Below are 19,721 nucleotides of genomic sequence, written 5' to 3'. Positions count from 1 at the left end.
TTCGTCTCAACCGAGGCGCGCATTCTACGCTTTCCTCATTGGCTGTCAAGCGTTTATTTTGAAGTATTTTGCGAGAAACCCGTTCAACTTCAAACACTTGACTCGCTGCGATCTCTCGTAGCGGGAGGCGAATCATACAGCGTTACAACCTGCTGTCAACTGCCTTTTTCACCGCTGCCGATCTGACGACCGAAGCACCTCCGCAACCCTCTTGATCGATCAACTCATTGATATTCAAGGAGTTTTTCGTTCCGATGTCGCTGGAAGTGGGGCGCATTATAAGGGGATCTGAGAGGGCGTCAACCTTTTATTAAAGAAAGATTTCAGGCCGCCCTCCCCCGCCCCACCAGCCGTGGAACACGCCGCCACACCGGGGGTATACGCAACACCAGCAGAAACACCCCGATAGCGGCATACACCGCCCACTCCTTCAGGTCCGAGCGTACGATCCACAGGAAGTGCAGCAGCCCAAGCCCGAGAATCACATAGACCAGCCGGTGCAGCTTCTTCCACCGCGCCCCAAGGCGGCGCTGGCTATACCGGTTGGACGTGACCGCCAGCGCCAGCAAGCCAAGAAAACCCAATGCACCGACAATGATGTAGGGCCGCTTGCGCAGCTCAACGCCGAACTGCCCCCAGTCCAGCCCCAGGATGAACACCAGGTACGCCGTCAGGTGCAGCACTATATAAGCAAAGCACCACAGCCCCAGCTGGCGCCGCACGACGATCCACCCCGCCCACCCCGTCAACCGCTGCAGCGGTGTCATGCTCAGGGTAATCAACAGGAACACCAGTGCCCCCAGGCCAAGGCGATCCACCATGATCTTTCCCGGATCCGGGCCGAGCAGCCCCATGGCTGCCTCATACAACCACCACACGGGAAACAGGCACCCGATCACGAAGATCGCCAGGCGCAGCCACGGATAGCGCATCAATAGTTCTTCCGCAGGTCGAGGCCGGTATACAGCGACGCCACTTCATCGGCATAGCCGTTGAACATCAGCGTATCGCGCACATTGGGGCTGAACAGCCCGCTGGGCAGGCGCCGCTCGCGGGCCTGGGTCCAGCGCGGGTGGTCCACCGTCGGGTTGACGTTGGCATAGAAGCCGTACTCGTCCGGCGCCAACCCCTGCCAGGTAGTCGCAGGTTGTTCTGCCACCAGGCTGATGCGCACGATCGACTTGATGCTCTTGAAGCCGTACTTCCAGGGCACCACCAGGCGCAGCGGCGCGCCGTTTTGGTTGGGCAGTTCACGGCCATACATGCCCACCGCCAGGATCGCCAGCGGGTTCATCGCCTCATCCAGACGCAGCCCTTCCACATAGGGCCAGTCGATCAGGGCGAAGCCGGAGCGCTGCCCAGGCATGCGCTTGGGGTCTTCCAGGGTTTCGAAACGGATATAGCGCGCCTTGGAGGTTGGCTCGACCTGCTTGAGTACCTCGGCCAACGGGAAGCCCAGCCAGGGAATCACCATCGACCAGGCCTCCACACAGCGCAGGCGATAGATGCGCTCCTCGAGCTGGTACGGTTTGACAAAGTCTTCCAGCGCATAACGCCCGGGCTTGGCCACTTCGCCATCGACCACCAGGCTCCACGGCTCGGTCTTCAGGCTGCCGGCATTGGCCGCCGGGTCGCCCTTGTCGGGCCCGAACTCATAGAAGTTGTTGTAGTGGGTCGCGTCCTTGAACGGCGTGATGGCTTCGCCGCTGACGGTGACCGCCTGCCAGCGCGTGGCGCCGAGCTTGTCACTGAACCAGCCTGGCGCGCTGCCCGCCTCGACATCGGCATAGCGGGAAACCTCCGCCGCGGCGCCCAACCGGGGCAAGGCGCCCAGGGCTGCACCTGCAAGGCTGGCGCCCAGCAGCTTGCGACGGGAGAGGTAGAAACTTTCGGGGGTGATCTCGGACGACTTGCAGTCGCTGGATCGGGGAAGCTTGATGAGCATGGCGGCTCCACAGTACGGGTAACTGATGTACACGTAAGACTATGGAGCCGGCAGGTTATTCCGCGATTAAATCCTTGTCAGGATTTGCGACGGCGCGCCCGCAACAGGAACTGGATCGGCCCCGATGCAGCATAGGCGAGGAAGATCAGCAGCAGGATGCGCGGCGGATCGCTGAACACCACGGCAAACACCAGCACCACGGCGAGGATCGCGACAAAGGGCACGCGGCCCTTGAGGTCGAGCTCCTTGAAGCTGTTGTACTTGATGTTGCTGACCATCAGCATGCCGGCGGCCGCCACCAGCAGCGCCACCAGGAACGACAGCTTGGAACCCTGGATGCCGTAGTCGCTGAACGCCCAGACGGTACCGGCCACCACGCCGGCCGCCGCCGGGCTGGCCAGGCCGATGAAGTAACGTTTGTCGGCGGTGCCGACCTGGGTGTTGAAGCGCGCCAGGCGCAGCGCAGCGCCGGCCACATAGATGAAGGCGACCATCCAGCCGACCTTGCCCATGTCGCCCAGGGCCCAGCCGAACGCCAGCAGCGCCGGGGCCACACCGAAGGCGACCATGTCCGACAGCGAGTCGTACTCGGCACCGAAGGCGCTTTGCGTATTGGTCATGCGCGCCACGCGGCCGTCGAGGCCGTCGAGGACCATGGCGACGAAGATGGCGATGGCGGCGAAGGCGAAGTACTTGCTCGCCTCGCGTGGATCACCCGCGCTCAGGGCGCTCTGCGCGCTCATCGAGCTGATGATGGAATAGAAGCCGGCGAACAGGTTCGCGGTGGTGAACAGGTTGGGCAGCAGATAGATACCGCGGTGACGCACCTTGCGCCCTTCGGCGTCGTGGCCTTCTTCAACGTGCTCATCGACAGGTAGCAGGCTTTCGGCGTCGGAGGGCTTGTTCGGCTCTTCGGGACGTTCGCTCATGAAAAGTACCTTGCAACAGGGTGGAATATGTTCGACATGGGCTCTGCAAAACGGTTCTGACAGCGAGCCACTGGTCGCTTTATACCAGAAGCTGACCGCGCAAACGAAAAAACGCGGCCGAAGCCGCGTTTTTCATTATCGACGCAAGACTCAGTTCTTGGTCTTGTCGACGATCTTGTTGGCCGAGATCCACGGCATCATCGAACGCAGCTGCTCGCCGATGATCTCGATGCCGTGGGCGGCGTTGTTGCGGCGCTTGGCGGTCATCGAAGGATAGTTGGTGGCGCCTTCGCTGATGAACATCTTCGCGTACTCGCCGTCCTGGATGCGCTTCAGAGCGTTGCGCATGGCCTTGCGGGATTCTTCGTTGATGACTTCAGGGCCGGTGACGTACTCACCGTACTCGGCGTTGTTGGAGATCGAGTAGTTCATGTTGGCGATGCCGCCTTCGTACATGAGGTCAACGATCAGCTTCAGCTCGTGCAGGCACTCGAAGTAGGCCATTTCCGGGGCGTAGCCCGCTTCGACCAGGGTTTCGAAACCGGCCTTGACCAGCTCGACGGTACCGCCGCAGAGAACGGCCTGCTCACCGAACAGGTCGGTTTCGGTCTCGTCCTTGAAGGTGGTTTCGATGATGCCGGTACGGCCGCCACCGACGCCAGCGGCGTAGGACAGGGCGACGTTCTTGGCGTTGCCCGAAGCGTCCTGGTAGATGGCGATCAGGTCAGGGATGCCGCCGCCTTTGACGAACTCGGAGCGCACGGTGTGGCCCGGGGCCTTCGGCGCGATCATGATCACGTCGAGGTCGGCACGCGGCACGACCTGGTTGTAGTGGATCGAGAAGCCGTGGGAGAAGGCCAGGGTGGCGCCCTTCTTGATGTTCGGCTCGATCTCGTTCTTGTACAACTGGCCCTGGAACTCGTCCGGGGTCAGGATCATGACCAGGTCGGCGGCAGCGACGGCGCTGGCCACGTCGGCCACTTTCAGGCCGTGGGCTTCAGCCTTGGCAACGGTAGCCGAACCTTTACGCAGACCGACGGTAACGTCCACACCGGAGTCCTTCAGGTTGCACGCCTGGGCGTGACCCTGGGAGCCGTAGCCGATGATGGCGACTTTCTTGCCCTGGATGATGGAGAGGTCGCAGTCTTTGTCGTAGAAAACTTTCATGAAAATACCCCTGGTTATATCTCGGCCCCTGCGGAGCCATCGCTATTTTTGAAGTTAGATGCTGAGCACTTTGTCGCCACGGGCAATGCCGGTGACGCCACTGCGCACGGTTTCGAGAATCGATGCGGTGCCGATGGCCTGGATGAAGCTGTCCAGTTTGTCGCTGGTGCCGCTCAGCTGCACGGTGTACACGCTGGCGGTCACGTCGACGATCTGGCCACGGAAGATATCCGTGGTGCGCTTGATCTCGGCGCGCTGGGCACCCGTGGCCTTGACCTTGACCAGCATCAGTTCGCGCTCGATGTGGGCGCTTTCCGACAGGTCGACAAGCTTGACCACTTCGACCAGCTTGTTGAGGTTCTTGGTGATCTGTTCGATCACTTCGTCATGGCCAACGGTGGTCAGCGTCAGACGCGACAGGGTCGGGTCTTCGGTCGGCGCCACGGTCAGGCTTTCAATGTTGTAGTTGCGCTGGGAGAACAAGCCGACCACGCGAGACAAGGCACCGGGTTCGTTTTCCAGCAGCAGGGAGATGATGTGCCGCATGTCAGGTACGCTCCGTCTTGCTCAGCCACATGTCACGCATCGAGCCGTCCTTGATCTGCATCGGATAGACGTGCTCGGTCCGGTCGACCGCGATGTCGATGAACACCAGGCGGTCCTTCATCGCGAAAGCCTCTTCCAGTTTCGGCTTGAGGTCTTTCAGGCTGGTGATGCGCATGCCCACATGGCCATAGGCCTCGGCCAGCTTGACGAAGTCCGGCAGCGACTCGACATAGGAATGCGAGTGGCGACCGTTGTAGGACATGTCCTGCCATTGGCGAACCATGCCCAGCACACCGTTGTTCAGGTTGACGATCTTCACCGGCAGGCCGTACTGCATGCAGGTGGACAGCTCCTGGATGTTCATCTGGATGCTGCCTTCACCGGTAACGCAGGCCACATCCTGGTCGGGGAAGTTGAGCTTGATGCCCATGGCCGCCGGGAAACCGAAGCCCATGGTGCCCAGGCCACCGGAGTTGATCCAGCGGTTGGGTTTGTTGAAGCGATAGTACTGCGCCGCGAACATCTGGTGCTGGCCCACGTCGGAGGTGACGAAGGCATCGCCCTTGGTCACTTCGCACAGGGTCTCGATGACCTGTTGCGGCTTGATGATGTTGCCGTCGCCCTTGTCGTAGGGGAACAGCTCGCCGTCGCCACGCCATTCATCGATCTGCTTCCACCAGGCATCGAGCGCAGCCTTGTCGGGCTGCTCGCCGATTTCCTTGAGGATGCCGAGCATTTCGCTCAACACGCTCTCGACCGGACCGACGATCGGCACGTCGGCCTTGATCATCTTCGAGATCGAGGCCGGGTCGATGTCGATGTGGATGATCTTGGCGTTCGGGCAGAACTTGGCCGGACCGTTGACCACGCGGTCGTCGAAACGCACACCGACAGCGAAGATCACGTCGGCGTTGTGCATGGCCAGGTTGGCGGTGTAGCTGCCGTGCATGCCGAGCATGCCGAGGAACTGGCGGTCGGTGCCTGGGAAGCCACCAAGGCCCATGAGGGTGTTGGTGACCGGCAGGTTCAACGACTTGGCGATTTCGGTCAGGGCTTCGGAGCCACCGCCGAGAATCACGCCGCCACCGGAGTAGACCACCGGGCGCTTGGCCGCGAGGAGCATTTCGGCTGCCTTGCGGATCTGCCCGGAATGGCCGCGCAGGGCCGGACTATAGGAACGCAGCTTGACCTTTTTCGGGTAGATGTACTCGAACTTCTCGGCCGGGTTGGTCATATCTTTTGGAATGTCGACCACGACCGGGCCGGGACGGCCGGACTGCGCCAGATAGAAGGCTTTTTTCAGGACTTCGGGGATTTCCGAGGCGTGCTTGACCATGAAGCTATGCTTCACGATCGGCCGGGAGATACCGATCATGTCGGTTTCCTGGAACGCATCGGTGCCGACCATGGTGCTGGGCACCTGGCCAGACAGGATGACCATCGGGATGGAATCCATGTAGGCGGTGGCAATGCCGGTGATGGCATTGGTCGCGCCCGGGCCGGAAGTCACCAGTACCACGCCGGCCTTGCCGGTGGCACGGGCGTAACCGTCCGCCATATGGGTGGCAGCCTGCTCGTGACGAACCAGGATGTGCTGGACTTCCGGTTCCTTGAACAAGGCATCGTAAACATGAAGGAGAGCACCGCCAGGGTACCCGTAGATGTGCTTAACGCCTTCGTCGCGCAAAAAGCGGACGACCATTTCAGCGCCGGATAAGAGCTCCACGTTGTTCACCTCTAAAACGCCAGAATACCGCCCTCACTGAGCGGGTCTTATTAGGTTTACTGCCAAGCAGAGCATGAGCGAACGTCAGCACTGACTGAGCAAGTATTGGGAATACCCTGGTGTGTTGCGGGCCTTCCCACCCAGCGCGAGGTAACGCGTTGCGGGGTGTTACAAGTCGGCGCGGGTGTGCGCCTCATGATCTGCTTAGCGGGTCTGCTTCTGGCAGTCCCTCTACAGCGGAATCTGGATTCTTGTGATTCGGCGCTCACAAGTCAAGAGAAATTATTGCCAATTTTTCTTCAAGATGAATTCTCACCACCACTAATGGCGCGAGCAGCAGCAGGAAAAATAAGATTTCCATAAAAAAGGGCCACAATCTGCGGCCCTTGAAGGAAAAACGGTAGAAATCAGGCGCAAGGCGCGATCAATTGGTCGAAAGTTGCGAGCAAACGCCGTAGCTCGCGGCTTTGTTCCGGGCGGTCGACGAACACCGTCTCGGCCATCACCAGGATGCCCGAGGCGTTGGGCAACGGATGCCCGTGCTCGAGGATCAGCTTCATGCGCGGCAGGAAGATCCACTGCAGCCACTGCTCGAAGCTCATGCGGTCCACCGCGAACGGCTCCACGCTGGCCAACGCCTCGGCACTGGGGGTGGCGTCGCTCCACCAGCCCTGGACCTTGAGCTCCTGCTCGATCAGCAGCAGTTGGTCGGCGATATCGAGAATGCGCTGTTCCATCACAGGTTGACCCGCGCCTTCTGCCGCGCCAGGGCCGCCCCTGCACTGTCACCCTGCTTTTCACGGGCCTGGGCGATGGTGTTCCACAGCTGGGCCTGCAGGTCTGGGCGACCGTTGGCGTAGGTCAGGGCACGGCGCGCCAGTTGCTCGGACTGCGCCGCATCGCCCTGGGACAGGCGCACCTGGGCCAGGCGGAACAGCACCTGCGGCTCACGCGGGGCAATGCGCTGGGCACGCTCCAGGCTCGACGCGGCGCCGTTGAAGTCGCCGCTACCCTGCTGCTGCTGGGCAGTGGTGAGCAAGGCCAGCACCGGGCCGTCGAGCTGCTCATCGGCCGACAGGCCGCCACTGGAGGCGTTGCCACGCGGGATACCAGTCGGGGCACTGGTCACCGGCGCCGGGTTGCTCATCGAGGCGATGTCGAACGGTTCGTCGGCAATCGGGTTGGGATTGGTCGTGATCGGCCCGCTGCTGACCGGGCCCGGGGTGATCGGGCCGGTGCTGATCGGCGCAGGCCCGGTGCCTGCCGGGAACGACTGGATCGGCGCGCCGCCTGTCCCCTGCGGGATCATCACGGTGACGCCGGAGTCTTCCGGCAATGACTGGGCCTGGCTGCTGCCGCCGCTGGTCGGATAGGCCGACGTGCGGTTGGCCGAGACGCGCTCGCTGTTGGAGACCCGGGTGCTCGAATCGACCACCGGAATGTTGCCACGCGGGACGCTGGCACAGCCGTGCAGAACGGTCACTGCCGCCACGGCAGGAATCCACCACTTGTTCACTTCACACCCTCTTCAGAAGCTCGCGCTCAATTCATCCAGCCCTTGACCCAGTCCATCACCTGTTCGGCCGGGTTCTGCTCGCCGCCACAGGCGGCGCCTGCGGGCGGTTCACTGCCGCGAATATACGGCATCTGCACCGCTCCCGGACAGCTGCCGTCGGAACCCTGGCCGCTGTAAGGGTCGATCCAGGCCTGCACCACGTTGTCCGGCTGGGGCATGTCCAGCGGCAGCGGGTCGGCCTTCTTCATGAAGCTGGTCCACACCTGCAACGCGCCGGTGGCACCGGTGAACGGCGTCTTGCCGTTGTCGTCGCGGCCCAGCCAGACCACCGCCAGCAGGTCCTGGCTGAAACCGGAGAACCAGCTGTCGCGCGAGTCGTTGCTGGTGCCGGTCTTGCCAGCCAGGGTCAGCGAGCTCGGCAGCGTGCTGTACACCGAGCGCCCGGTACCTTCACGCATCACCCGCTGCATGGCGTTCTGCACCAGGTAGATCGAGCCCGGGTCGAAGGTCTGCTGGATCTGGAACGGGTAGCGCTTGAGCGGCTCGCCTTCGGCGGTGAGCACGCTGCGGATGCCGCGCATCGGCGTATTGAAGCCGCCGTTGGCGATGGTCTGGTACATGGTCGCCACCTGCATCGGCGACATGCCGCCGGCGCCCAGCAGCATCGACGGGAACGCCTGCCAGTCGACCTGCACGCCGAGCCGGGCGATGGTCTTGATCACGTTGGGCACGCCCACTTCAAGGCCCAGCTTGGCGGTGGACAGGTTGTAGGAGTTGGCCAGGCCCTGGTACAGGTAGATGGTGCCATGGGGCCGGCGGTCGTAGTTCTGCGGCCGCCATACCTGGCCATCGGCGCCTTTGACCGAGAACGGCTCGTCCTGCACCCAGCTGGTGAGGGTGAACTTGCTCGGCTGTTCCAGCGCAGTCAGGTAGACCGCCGGCTTGACCAGCGAACCGATCGGCCGCACTGCATCGATGGCGCGGTTGAAACCGGCGAAGCCCGACTGGCGGCTGCCGATCAGCGCCTGCACCTCACCGGTTTCCGGGTTGGTGACGACCATCGCCGACTCGACTTCGTCGGCGCCCTTGCGCCCGGCCAGGCGTTTGAAGGTCTCGCTCATGGCGGTTTCGGCCTTCATCTGCAGGATCGGGTCGAAACTGGTGAAGATGCGCAGGCCTTCTTCGGTCAAGTCTTCGTCGCGGTAGTCCTGGCGCAACTGACGCTTGACCAGGTCGAGGAAGGCCGGGAACGAGCTGTCGGCCAGGCTGCCGCGCTTGGTCACGCCCAGGGGCATCTTCTTCGCCGCGTCGACCACGTCCTGAGTGGCCACGCCTTGCTCGGCGAGCAGGTCGAGCACCAGGTTGCGCCGCTGCAAGGCGCGCTCGGGGTGGCGGCGCGGGTTGTAGTATGACGGGCCCTTGACCATGCCCACCAGCAGGGCGATCTGGTGCAGCTTGAGCTCCTGCAGCGGCTGGCTGAAGAAGAACTGGCTGGCCAGACCGAAGCCGTGCACGGCGCGCTGGCCGTCCTGTCCGATGAACACTTCGTTCAGGTAGGCCTCGAGGATCTCGTGCTTGTCGTAGTGCACTTCCAGGAGCAGCGACATCATCGCTTCGGTCAGCTTGCGGCTGAGACTGCGCTCGTTGGTGAGGAAGAAGTTCTTCACCAACTGCTGGGTCAGGGTACTGCCGCCCTGGCGCATGGCGCCGGACGAAGTGTTGACCCACACCGCGCGGGCGATGGACTTGGGCGACACACCGAAGTGGCTGTAGAAGTCGCGGTCCTCGGTGGCGATCAGGGTTTCCACCAGATACGGCGGCACCTGATCGATCTTGATCAGGATGCGGTCTTCGAGATTCTTCGGGTAGATGCCGCCGATCATCAGCGGCTCAAGGCGCACCACGTCGAGCTTGCCGCCATTGGCGCCGCTGAGGCCCGCGACATAATCGCCGGAGAAGCGCACGCGCACGAACTGCGCCGGTTCCATGCCCTCGTAGAACTGGAAGCCACGGGTATTGAGGTCGACGGTGTTGCCATTGACCGACGCCGCGCCCGGGCCGTTGGCCGCGCTTTCCCGACGGTAGCCGAGGGCATCGAGCTCGGTGAGGAAGTCGTTGCGGCTCAGTTTCTGGCCGACGAACAGCTCCAGCGGCCGGGCATACACCTTGGCCGGGATGGTCCAGCGCTTGCCGGAGAACTTCTCCTGGACAGTGGCGTCGAGGTAGACCGCGAAGCCGGCTATCAGTACCAGGCCGACCAGGCTGAGCTTGAGCGCCCAGCCCAGCAAGGCACGGGCGCGGCCGGTCGGGCGTTTTTTTGGGGTGCGGGAATTTCGGGTACGAGTCATGGCGGCGGATTATACGCACATTGGAAAAGGGAGGCAGGCGCCCCTCGGCGGTTTGCAGGGACGGCACCATTGACCATAATGTTCGATTCGAATTCCCTGACCCCCTTAAAGGATGATCCGTGAGCCAAGCCCTGATCAGCGCGCTGCAAAACCCCGCCCTCTATCCGCACCCGGTTGCGGGCTTCGAGCTCATCGAGACGCATATCTCCTGGGTCCTGCTCACCGGCGAGTTTGCCTACAAGATCAAGAAGCCGATGAACTTCGGCTTCCTCGACTTCACCGGCCTCGACCAGCGCGGGCATTTTTGCAACGAAGAGCTGCGCCTGAACCAGCGCCTGACCGAAGGTCTGTACCTGGAAGTGCTGCCGATCACCGGTAGCGTCGAAGCGCCGCAGATCGGCGGCGAAGGCCCGGCGATCGAGTACGCGCTGAAGATGCGCCAGTTCCCCCAGGGCCAGATGCTCAGCACCCTTCAGGCCAACGGCGAGCTGAATGCCGGGCATATCGACCAGATGGCGCGGCAGATCGCCGAGTTCCACCTGCAGGCGCCCAAGGTGCCGGTCGAGCACCCGCTGGGCACCCCGGACGCGGTCATGGCGCCGGTGGAACAGAACTTCGAACAGATCCGCCCGTTCCTCAGCGACAAGGCCGACCTGCAGCAGCTCGATGCACTGCAAGCCTGGGCCCAGGACAGCTTCAAGCGCCTGCACGGTCTGCTGGAAGCGCGCAAGGCCAATGGTTTCATTCGCGAATGCCACGGTGACATCCACCTGGGCAACGCCACCCTGATCGACGGCAAGGTGGTGATCTTCGACTGCATCGAGTTCAACGAACCCTTCCGCCTGACCGACGTCTACGCCGACGTCGGCTTCCTGGCCATGGACCTCGAGGACCGCGGCCTGAAGTGCCTGTCGCGGCGTTTCGTCAGCCAGTACCTGGAGCTCACCGGCGACTACCAGGGCCTGGAGTTGCTGAACTTCTACAAGGCCTACCGCGCACTGGTGCGGGCCAAGGTCGCGCTGTTCAGCATGCCGGCCGAGGCGGACGGCGTGCAGCGCGCCACCACCCTGCGTACCTACCGCAACTATGCCAACCTGGCCGAAAGCTACAGCGCCATCCCTTCGCGCCTGCTGGCCATCACCCAGGGCGTCTCGGCAGTGGGCAAGAGCCACGTGGCCATGCGCCTGGTCGAAGCCCTGGGCGCAGTCCGCGTGCGTTCGGACGTGGAGCGCAAGCGCCTGTTCGGCAAGCAATCGGTGGCCGATGCCGGTCATCTGGAGGCCGGCATCTACGACAAGCAGGCCAGCGTTGCCACCTACCAGCGTCTGCACGAACTTGCAGAGATCATCCTGCACGCCGGGTTCCCGGTGGTGCTCGACGCCACCTACCTCAAGCATGAGCAGCGCAAGGCCGCGGCCGAGGTCGCCAGCGAGACCGGCGTGCCGTTCCTGATCCTCGACTGCCAGGCCCCGGACGCAGTGATCGCCAGCTGGCTGGCGCAACGCCAGGCCGAGGCCATCGACCCGTCGGACGCCACCCTGGAGGTGGTCAAGGCGCAACAAGCGACACGCGATCCGCTCGATGCCGAGGAGCAAAAGCACAGCAAGCGGGTGAATACCCAGGAAAGCGCCAGCATGGACCAGTTGATCGAACAGATCCGCCAGCATTTCCCCGGTTTTTGAGCCTTCAGGCGTGAAGCAGTCGACAGTTCACGCCTGAAGTCCGGCGCCTCTCCAGTGATGTCATTACAATATCATCACACCCCACGGAGGAGGCGCCGCCATGAATCAGCCCCGTCAGCTGGACAACGTCCTGTACTCGATGATCCGCGACGAGAAGATCGCGGCGTTCAACCGCGAGAAGCCCAGTGATGCGCCGATCGACTTTCGCGGCGGTGATTTCCGCGGCCTCGACCTGCGCGATCTGGATGTACGCGGCATCGACTTTGCCGACGCCTACTTCCGTGCCGCCGACCTGCGCGGGCTGGACCTGCGGGAAAACGGCCTGGAAGGGGCGAGCCTGGCCCATGCGCAGATCTCCGGGACGTATTTCCCGGCCGAGCTGAGCGCCGACGAGATCCTGATGTCGGTGAAGTTCGGGACACGGATGCGTTATCGCAGCCCACGCCAAGGGTAAGCGTCCGGCCTGCACAAGGCGGTGGCCACGAACCTTGTGGATCGGACACACTTGGGGGCGGGCTTGCCCCGCGATAGCGTCAGCCCCTGCTATCGCCATCGCCGGGCAAGCCCGCCCCAACGAAGCCCAAGGTCCCGCAACCGTATTGCATCCCGTCGGCGCCGATGGCAAAAGGCCGCGTAATCCATAACCCCCGCTACACTCCTCATTGACCTGCTCGCGATTTATCCCCACGACCCGTTCAGCCATCGCAAGGAGGCTCGATGAACGATGAATTGCAGCATCTGAAAAACCTTGGCAAAACCTCCGCGCAATGGCTGCATGCTGTCGGCATCCACAGTGCATCGGACCTGCGCCGGCTCGGCGCGGTGGGTGCCTATCAGGCTGTGAGAACGCGAGGTTTCCGGGCTTCGAAGGTGTTGTTGTATGCCATCGAGGGCGCCCTGCTAGACATGCACTGGAATGACCTGCCGGTCGAACGCAAACAGGCGTTGAACCAGCAGCTCGATGCCAAGTGCCAACCCCCATCCCAGAAGAACGAAAATTAATCTCGGAAAGGCATTGACTACGAAATGAGAATCGTTATGATTATCACAACTGGTCGCGAGACCGGTTGGGTAACCTGAATGCTCCCTGGTTCGGACGCTCAGATTATCTCCTCATCAGGCTAATCACGGTTATTGACCCGGCTTTTTGCCGGGTCTTTTTTTGCCTGCGATTCAGTGGCCCTTGCGCAGCTGGGCGCAGTAGTCCTGCTCCGGTGTCGCCGGGGTGTACCAGACGAAGTCAGCCATGGCCGGCTCGACCGTTTCCCCCACTTCCGCCAGCAACAGCACTTTGTCTTCAGACTTGGCGTCGAGGTCGGCCAGGTGCAGCGGCACGCCGAGATCCTTGCGCGCATGGTAGCTGCCGGTGAGCAACAGCGCCGGCTGCGGCGCGGCCAGCAAGCGCTCGGCGATGCGCCGGTCACGCTGCTGCTGCACCGCCAGCATCGCCGGTAGCTGGCTTTCCGGCAGCAGGTTGCAGTGGCCGGCACGCACCTGAGCCAGCAGCGCCTGCACCACTGCCGGCGCATTGGAGCGGTCGCCAGGTGGTGTCGCCGGCTGGCGATAGGCCTGGCGGATTTCATCGGGCGACAGGTTCGCCGCCAGTAGCGGGTATGGCTGGCCAAGGGCCTCGCGCACGATAGGCCCGTACAGCGTCCAATCCCAGCCAGGCTGCCAGGCCAGCGCCTTCGGCAGGTCGGCTGCAGGCGATGCCTTGCCCTTCTGCGCATCGACCAGCGCCTGCTGTTGCGGCTCGAGCATTTCCAGCAGCAGGCTGCCCTGCGCGCGGCGGCTCTCCAGGGCGCGCAGCAACCACAGCTGCAAGCGGTGGTGGTCGGGATTGTCGTGCTTTTCACCCACCAGCACCCGTGGCGCATTGGCCAGGCGCTGGACCAGTTGCCCGGGGCTCAATACCTGGCCGCTGGACAACTCGATGATCTGCCCCAGCTGGACGTTGTCGCGGCCTTCGGTACCCTGCCAGGCCGGCACGGGCGGCAGGCTCGCCTGGCAACCGCCGAGCGCCAGCGCCAAACAGATGGACAAGCCGGACAGCAAGGGATGGCGCATGGCGAATGCCTCCTAGCGAGTGATGATCAGCGGATGGCCGCGCTCCGGGTGAGGTTGCACCAGGACGTCGATGCCGAACACCGCCCGCAGCGCCGTCGGAGTCAGCACTTGTTGCGGTGTGCCCAGCGCATGGCCGCGGCCCTGCTCCAGCAAAAGAATATGGTCACAGTAGCGCGCCGCCAGGTTCAGGTCATGCAGGATCACCAGCACCGACGCGCCACGGTCGGCGAAACTGCGTACCGCCTGCAGCGTGGTGTGCTGATGCAGGGGGTCCAGCGCAGAAGTGGGTTCATCCAGCAACAGCGTGGTGCCGGGCTCGCCCGGCCACAGCTGGGCCAGCACCCGCGCCAGGTGCACGCGTTGGCGCTCCCCCCCGGACAGCGCCAGGTAGCTGCGCTCGACCAGGTGCTGAGCATCCGCCGCCGCCAGCGCCGCCTCGACGATTTCCCGGTCGCGCTGACGGCCGCTGGCATGGGGCAGGCGGCCGAGACCGACCACTTCCGCGACACTGAAGGCAAAGCCAAGGCTGGACGCCTGCGGCAGTACCGCCAGGCGCCGGGCACGCTCCTGGCCCGGCCAATCGTCCAACCCGAGGCCCTCGAGGTGCACGCGCCCGGCAGTGGGCGCCAGTTCGCCACACAGCACGCCGAGCAGGCTGCTCTTGCCGGCGCCATTGGGCCCGAGCACACCTAGCACCTGCCCTGGCCGCAACGTGAGGTTGATGTCGTGCAGCACCTGGCTCCCACCACGTTTGAGAGACAGCCCTTGGACGTCGAGCATCAGTTGCGCACCTTCACCAGCAGGAACAGGAAGAATGGCGCCCCGATAAAGGCGGTGACGATGCCGATCGGCAACTCTGCCGGGGCCAGGGCCAGGCGCGCGACCAGGTCGGCGAACAGCAGCAAGGTACCGCCCGCCAGCAACGAAGCCGGCAGCAGCACCCGATGATCCGGCCCCGCCACCAGCCGCACCAGGTGCGGCACCACCAGGCCGATGAAGCCGATCAGGCCGGCGGCGGCGACCGCCGCCCCCACGCCGAGCGCGGTGCAGAACACCAGCTCGCGCTTGAGCTTTTCTACCTCGATACCCAGGTGCCGGGCCTCCGACTCGCCTAGCAGCAAGGCGTTGAGCGCCTGCGCCCGGCGCGGCAGCCACAAGGCCACGGCCGCCGCCACCAGCAGCAAGGGCCACAGCCGCTCGTAGCTGGCGCCGTTGAGGCTGCCCAGGTTCCAGAAGGTCAAGGTACGCAGGGTGGCGTCGTCGGCCAGGTAAGTGAACAGGCCCACCGCCGAGCCGCCCAGCGCGGTCATCGCGATACCGGCCAGGAGCATGGTCGCCACGTTGGTCTGGCCGTCGCGGCGCCCCAGGCGATAGACCATCGCTGTCACGCCCAGGCCACCGACGAAGGCACACAACGACAACAGATAAGGCGCGAACCAGTCAGGAATGCCGCCCAGCCAGCTGCCGCCGACGATCGCCACCGCGGCCCCCAGGGCGGCGCCACTGGCGACACCGACCAGCCCCGGATCGGCCAGCGGGTTGCGGAACAACCCCTGCATCGCCACGCCGGACAATGCCAGCACCGCGCCGACCGCCAGCCCCAGCAGGGTACGCGGCAGGCGGATCTGGCCGAGGATCATCTCGGCCTGCTCCAGGCCCTCGCCGCTGACCGGCAACCCGACCAGGCGCAGGCCGGCGCGCAGGGTATCGAACAGCGGCAGGCTGACCGGCCCCAGCGCCAGCGACAACCACACCGCCAGCAGGCACAGCAAGGCCAGGGTAATGAACAACGTACGTGGTCGAACCCGCGGCATCATGGATTGAGGTTGGCCTTGGCGGCGGGATAGAAGCTGGCGGCCAGCTCATGCAGGGTGGCCGGCAGGCGCGGGCCGAGGCCGCCGACCAGCAACGTCGGGTCGAGCGACAGCAGGCGCTTGTCGCGCACCGCACGGGACGTCGCCAGGGCCGGGTTTTCCTTGATCAGTGCCTGCAAGGCCTGTTCGCCACTGAGGGCCCGGTCGGAGAACACCACCACGTCCGGGTTAAGCGCGGCGAGGGCCTCCACCGAGAAGTTCTTGTAGCCCTGGTGGTCGGCAAGATTGCGCCCTCCCGCCTGACGCAGCACCCAGTCCCCGGCAGTGCCCTGCCCGGCGATCATCGGCTTGGCGCCGGCATGCCCGACCAGCAGCAACACGCCAGGCGCCTTCTGCCCGGCCTGGGCCTGCTCGACCTGTTTGTGCAACGCCTCCAGCTGCTGGCGGTAATCGGCAGCCAACGTCTTGGCCTTGTGCTCGTCGCCGAGCAATGCCCCCAAGTGCTTGAGATTCTCGTCAACCGCGCCCACTTCGGCCTTGCTGGAGAACAGCTCGACCCGCACCCCGGCCTTGCGGATCTGCGCCAGCACCGGCGGTGGCCCCATTTCCTCAGTGCCCACCAGCACGTCAGGGCGCAGGCTGAGGATGCCTTCGGCCGACAACTGGCGCTGGTAACCGATGCTGGGCAGCGCCTTGAGCGACTCGGGGTGCTGGCTGGTGGTGTCGACGCCGACCAGGCGCTGCTCACCGCCCAGGGCGCTGATCCACTCGCTCAAGGCACCACCGGCGCTCACCCAGCGCTGTGGCAGCTCGGCGGCCATGGTGTGGGTAGACAGGGCAAGACCGGCGCACAGGGCAATCAAGGCAGCGGGACGGCGCATCATCGGATTCCTTTGCAGAGGGCGGGCAGCACACCTTGTGGCGGGCGGCACAAGTGCGCACCATAGACAGCCTGGCGCGACGAATGCGGGCAATTTGATAATTATTCGCATTGAAGCGTCAAGCCATCCCTTTGTCACACGGCTTAACCGGAAGACTCCGCTGCGATGCATTTTCTCTGCGCCTCCAACGACCTCGCCGAGGGCCACAGCCGCGCCTTCAGCGTAGCCGGCATAGCGCTGTTCGGCGTGCGCCGCCAGGGCACGGTCCACCTCTATCGCAACCGCTGCCCGCACCGGGGCATCCCGCTGAACTGGGCGGCGGACAGCTTTCTCGATGCCAGCGCGAGCCTGATCCAGTGCGCCCATCACGGGGCCCAGTTCCTGATAGAAAGCGGCGAATGCATTACTGGCCCCTGCGCGGGCGAATGGCTGGAAGCCCTGGACTGCCGGGAAGACAGCCAGGGCATCTGGCTTACGGATTGAGCAATACCGGCAGCGGCCGGTCGATGACCAGTTGCTGGGCATCCAGGCGCGTGCCGTAGGCCAGCACCTCGACCCCTTCCGCCACCGCGGCGCGCAGTGCCTGGGCGTAGGCGGCGTCGATCTCCTGGGCCGGGCGCACGGCCTCGATGCCGGTCAGGTTCACGCAATACAGCTGCACCGCACGGATGCCCTGGCGTGCCAGGGCGGCCAGCTCTCGCAGGTGTTTGGCCCCACGCTGGGTGACGGCGTCGGGGAACGCCGCCACGGGAGTATCGGGGTAACCGAGGGTCACGCTCTTGACCTCGACGTAGGCCTTGTCGCCATTGGCGAACTCCAGGTAGAAGTCGATACGGCTACGTTCCTCGCCATACGCCACTTCACGCTTGAGCGTGGTGAACCCGGTCAGCTCCGTGATCACTCCGGCCCGCAGCGCTTCCTCCACCACCGCATTGGCGCGCCCGGTATTGATGCAGGCCAGCCGCCCCTGGGGCGTTTCGCTGATCTCCCAGGTACCGGGCAGCTTGCGCTTGGGGTCGTTGGAGCGGCTGAACCACACCTGCCCGCCTTCGCGCATGCAATTGAGCATGGAGCCAGTGTTGGGGCAGTGAATGGTCAGCTGCTCGCCGGTGGCCAGTTCGATGTCGGCCAGGAAGCGTTTATAGCGGCGCAGCAGGCGCGCCTGCTCCAGTTGCGGAAACAGCATCCGTCAGCCCTGCCAGCTTTTCAGGCCACGGGCGATGCGCTGCACCGCCTCCTCCAGGCGCGGCAGACTCTGGGTGTAGGCAAAACGCACATGGTGGCCGGCCTGGTGACGACCGAAGTCCAGCCCCGGGGTGAATGCCAGGTGCTCGGTTTCGAGGAAGTGCCGGCAGAACGCGAAGGCATCGCCGCCGAACGCGCTGATATCGGCATACAGATAGAAGGCGCCTTGCGGCTCCACGGCGATACCGAAGCCCAACTCACGCAATGCCGGCAACAAGTAGTCGCGGCGGCGGGCGAACTCGGCGCGGCGCTCCTCGAGGATGGCCAGTGTTTGCGGCTCGAAGCAGGCCAGCGCGGCATGCTGGGCCATGCTCGGAGCACTGATGTAGAGGTTCTGCGCCAGCTTTTCCAGGTCCGCTACCGCCGACGGCGGCGCCACCAGCCAGCCCAGGCGCCAGCCGGTCATGCCGAAATATTTGGAAAAACTGTTCAGGACGAAGGCCTCATCGTCGACTTCCAGCACGCTCGGCGCATCCATGCCGTAGGTGAGGCCGTGATAGATCTCGTCCACCACCAGATGCCCATGGCGTTCGCGGGTAGCCTTGGAAAGGCTGGCCAACTCGTCGCGGTCGAGCACCGTGCCCGTCGGGTTGGCTGGCGACGCCACCAGGGCACCGACCGTGTCCTTGTCCCAGTGACGCTCGACCAGATCGGCGGTCAGCTGGTAATTGACCTCCGGCCCCACCGGCACCAGCTGCGCGCCGCCTTCCACCAGGCGCAGGAAGTGGCGGTTGCACGGGTAGCCCGGGTCGGCCAGCAGCCAGTGCTTGCCCGGATCGACCAGCAGGCTGCTGGCCAGCAGCAGCGCGCCGGAACCGCCCGGGGTGATGAGCACGCGCTCCGGGTCGAGGTCCACACCGTAGCGTTGGCCATAGAACCCGGCGATTGCCTCACGCAGTTGCGGCAAGCCGCGGGCAGCCGTGTAACGGGTGTGCCCGGCGGCCAAGGCAGCCTGGCCCGCGGCGACGATGGGCGCGGCGGTGGTGAAGTCCGGCTCGCCGATCTCGAGGTGGATCACGTCGTGGCCCGCAGCCTGCAGCTCGTTGGCACGCGCCAGCAGGGCCATCACGTGGAAGGGTTCGATGGCGCGACTGCGCGCACTGTGTGGCTGAGCCATGGGCCTTCTCTCAATTGGGTGTAAACTGGTGATTCTACCTGTGCACCGCAGCGAACGTGCCGCCCGCCCTGCTGTCAATAGCAGGCATAGGGCGGGGTAGCGCACCCCGGATCTATCTGGTAAGTTCGGCGGCTCGCAGTCGCAGGGCCGGCGGGTGCCGGCGATGGAAGCAAGCCTGCGCATTGGATCAGATGAGTGAGAGGCGGTCTATTCATGTCCACCGTAGAAAAGCAAAAAACCAGTCAGTCCATGTACGGTGTAGAGCCCTATAAAGAAACCAAGGGCGAAGAGTACATGGGGGAGCCCATGCGCAAGCACTTCACCAAGCTTCTGGGAGCATGGAAGCTTGAGTTGATGACGAGCGTGGACCAGACCGTGACGCACATGAAGGACGAGGCAGCCAACTTCCCAGACCCGGCTGACCGTGCCAGCCAGGAAGAAGAGTTCGCCCTGGAACTGCGCAACCGCGATCGTGAGCGCAAGCTGATCAAGAAAATCGACAAGACCCTGCAGAAGATTCAGGACGAAGAGTACGGCTGGTGCGACTCCTGTGGCATCGAGATCGGCCTGCGCCGCCTCGAAGCCCGCCCGACCGCCGACCTGTGCTTCGACTGCAAGGAAATTGCCGAGAAGAAGGAAAAGACTGTCGGTAAAGGCTGATTCCAGAACCTCGCAGACGGGGCGTACTGGTTGTGGAGGCGGGCTTGCCCGCTCCTGCAATCGGTACGCCCCGTCTTC

Annotated in this window: 20 protein-coding genes; 5 read left to right on the top strand and 15 right to left on the bottom strand. The window is 64.1% G+C overall.

The annotated features are described in order from the left end of the window. Positions 1-323 precede the first annotated feature (323 nt). The 9 genes from msrQ to mrcB all read right to left on the bottom strand — a co-directional run bounded on the left by msrQ (position 324) and on the right by mrcB (position 10,177). Positions 324-932 carry a protein-methionine-sulfoxide reductase heme-binding subunit MsrQ gene (gene msrQ, locus BMY03_RS21950; RefSeq protein ID WP_094012267.1) on the bottom strand — a complete coding sequence of 203 codons (609 nt, stop codon included), beginning with the start codon at positions 930-932 and terminating at the stop codon, positions 324-326. Continuing rightward, positions 932-1,945 (bottom strand): protein-methionine-sulfoxide reductase catalytic subunit MsrP, encoded by a 1,014-nt coding sequence (msrP, locus tag BMY03_RS21945; protein ID WP_094012266.1) that lies wholly within the window; start codon positions 1,943-1,945, stop codon positions 932-934. Before msrP ends, msrQ begins: the two co-directional genes overlap by 1 nt. Positions 1,946-2,022: 77 nt before the next feature. After that, entirely contained in the window at positions 2,023-2,874 is an 852-nt protein-coding gene (pssA, locus tag BMY03_RS21940) for a CDP-diacylglycerol--serine O-phosphatidyltransferase (RefSeq protein WP_028691215.1), read from the bottom strand. Between the two features lie 150 nt (positions 2,875-3,024). After that, complete coding sequence (gene ilvC / locus BMY03_RS21935) at positions 3,025-4,041, bottom strand: ketol-acid reductoisomerase (RefSeq protein WP_038706849.1); 1,017 nt, start codon at positions 4,039-4,041, stop codon at positions 3,025-3,027. A 54-nt stretch (positions 4,042-4,095) separates the two neighbouring features. Then, positions 4,096-4,587 (bottom strand): acetolactate synthase small subunit, encoded by a 492-nt coding sequence (gene ilvN, locus BMY03_RS21930; protein ID WP_003250040.1) that lies wholly within the window; start codon positions 4,585-4,587, stop codon positions 4,096-4,098. A gap of 1 nt (position 4,588) precedes the next feature. Next, positions 4,589-6,313, bottom strand: coding sequence for an acetolactate synthase 3 large subunit (locus BMY03_RS21925; protein ID WP_094012269.1), 1,725 nt, complete (start codon positions 6,311-6,313; stop codon positions 4,589-4,591). Between the two features lie 407 nt (positions 6,314-6,720). Then, a complete protein-coding gene (locus BMY03_RS21920) occupies positions 6,721-7,053 on the bottom strand; it encodes a YqcC family protein (RefSeq protein WP_038706850.1) in 333 nt (110 codons plus the stop codon). Further along, a complete protein-coding gene (locus BMY03_RS21915) occupies positions 7,050-7,829 on the bottom strand; it encodes a tetratricopeptide repeat protein (RefSeq protein WP_046854095.1) in 780 nt (259 codons plus the stop codon). The genes BMY03_RS21920 and BMY03_RS21915 overlap by 4 nt, the downstream gene beginning before the upstream one ends. Before the next feature lie 26 nt (positions 7,830-7,855). Further along, entirely contained in the window at positions 7,856-10,177 is a 2,322-nt protein-coding gene (gene mrcB, locus BMY03_RS21910; RefSeq protein ID WP_094012265.1) for a penicillin-binding protein 1B, read from the bottom strand. A gap of 119 nt (positions 10,178-10,296) precedes the next feature. Between mrcB and BMY03_RS21905 the strand changes: the two genes are divergently transcribed. The 3 genes from BMY03_RS21905 (at position 10,297) to BMY03_RS21895 (ending at position 12,861) form a co-directional block, all read left to right on the top strand. Further along, positions 10,297-11,859 (top strand): bifunctional aminoglycoside phosphotransferase/ATP-binding protein, encoded by a 1,563-nt coding sequence (locus BMY03_RS21905; protein WP_094012264.1) that lies wholly within the window; start codon positions 10,297-10,299, stop codon positions 11,857-11,859. A 100-nt stretch (positions 11,860-11,959) separates the two neighbouring features. After that, positions 11,960-12,313 carry a pentapeptide repeat-containing protein gene (locus BMY03_RS21900; protein WP_094012263.1) on the top strand — a complete coding sequence of 118 codons (354 nt, stop codon included), beginning with the start codon at positions 11,960-11,962 and terminating at the stop codon, positions 12,311-12,313. A gap of 263 nt (positions 12,314-12,576) precedes the next feature. Further along, positions 12,577-12,861 (top strand): TfoX/Sxy family protein, encoded by a 285-nt coding sequence (locus BMY03_RS21895; RefSeq protein WP_023631425.1) that lies wholly within the window; start codon positions 12,577-12,579, stop codon positions 12,859-12,861. 171 nt (positions 12,862-13,032) lie between these two features. Here BMY03_RS21895 and BMY03_RS21890 read toward each other — a convergent pair whose 3' ends face one another. The 4 genes from BMY03_RS21890 to BMY03_RS21875 are packed head-to-tail and all read right to left on the bottom strand — an operon-like array spanning position 13,033 to position 16,624. Next, the gene (locus BMY03_RS21890; RefSeq protein WP_094012262.1) at positions 13,033-13,926 is read right to left on the bottom strand and encodes a ChaN family lipoprotein; all 894 of its coding nucleotides are present in this window, start codon (positions 13,924-13,926) and stop codon (positions 13,033-13,035) included. Between the two features lie 12 nt (positions 13,927-13,938). Beyond that, entirely contained in the window at positions 13,939-14,706 is a 768-nt protein-coding gene (locus BMY03_RS21885; protein WP_038706854.1) for a heme ABC transporter ATP-binding protein, read from the bottom strand. Further along, a complete protein-coding gene (locus BMY03_RS21880; RefSeq protein WP_172670917.1) occupies positions 14,706-15,689 on the bottom strand; it encodes a FecCD family ABC transporter permease in 984 nt (327 codons plus the stop codon). Before BMY03_RS21880 ends, BMY03_RS21885 begins: the two co-directional genes overlap by 1 nt. Positions 15,690-15,739: 50 nt before the next feature. After that, positions 15,740-16,624, bottom strand: a complete 885-nt coding sequence (locus tag BMY03_RS21875) for a heme/hemin ABC transporter substrate-binding protein (RefSeq protein WP_094012261.1) — start codon at positions 16,622-16,624, stop codon at positions 15,740-15,742. A 162-nt stretch (positions 16,625-16,786) separates the two neighbouring features. Between BMY03_RS21875 and BMY03_RS21870 the strand changes: the two genes are divergently transcribed. Continuing rightward, entirely contained in the window at positions 16,787-17,104 is a 318-nt protein-coding gene (locus BMY03_RS21870; protein WP_094012260.1) for a Rieske (2Fe-2S) protein, read from the top strand. Here BMY03_RS21870 and sfsA read toward each other — a convergent pair. Together sfsA and BMY03_RS21860 are read right to left on the bottom strand one after the other, a co-directional pair. Beyond that, complete coding sequence (gene sfsA / locus BMY03_RS21865) at positions 17,094-17,807, bottom strand: DNA/RNA nuclease SfsA (RefSeq protein ID WP_094012259.1); 714 nt, start codon at positions 17,805-17,807, stop codon at positions 17,094-17,096. The genes BMY03_RS21870 and sfsA overlap by 11 nt on opposite strands. A 3-nt stretch (positions 17,808-17,810) precedes the next feature. Further along, the gene (locus BMY03_RS21860; protein WP_038706857.1) at positions 17,811-18,983 is read right to left on the bottom strand and encodes a pyridoxal phosphate-dependent aminotransferase; all 1,173 of its coding nucleotides are present in this window, start codon (positions 18,981-18,983) and stop codon (positions 17,811-17,813) included. A gap of 213 nt (positions 18,984-19,196) precedes the next feature. Between BMY03_RS21860 and dksA the strand changes: the two genes are divergently transcribed. Beyond that, the gene (gene dksA / locus BMY03_RS21855; RefSeq protein WP_046854085.1) at positions 19,197-19,643 is read left to right on the top strand and encodes an RNA polymerase-binding protein DksA; all 447 of its coding nucleotides are present in this window, start codon (positions 19,197-19,199) and stop codon (positions 19,641-19,643) included. The last annotated feature ends 78 nt before the right edge of the window (positions 19,644-19,721 follow it).

Source organism: Pseudomonas soli (genome assembly GCF_900110655.1).
Taxonomy (GTDB): Bacteria; Pseudomonadota; Gammaproteobacteria; order Pseudomonadales; family Pseudomonadaceae; genus Aquipseudomonas; species Aquipseudomonas soli.
Note: the sequence above shows the minus strand (reverse complement) of the source record. Positions and strands in the feature narration are given on the sequence as shown.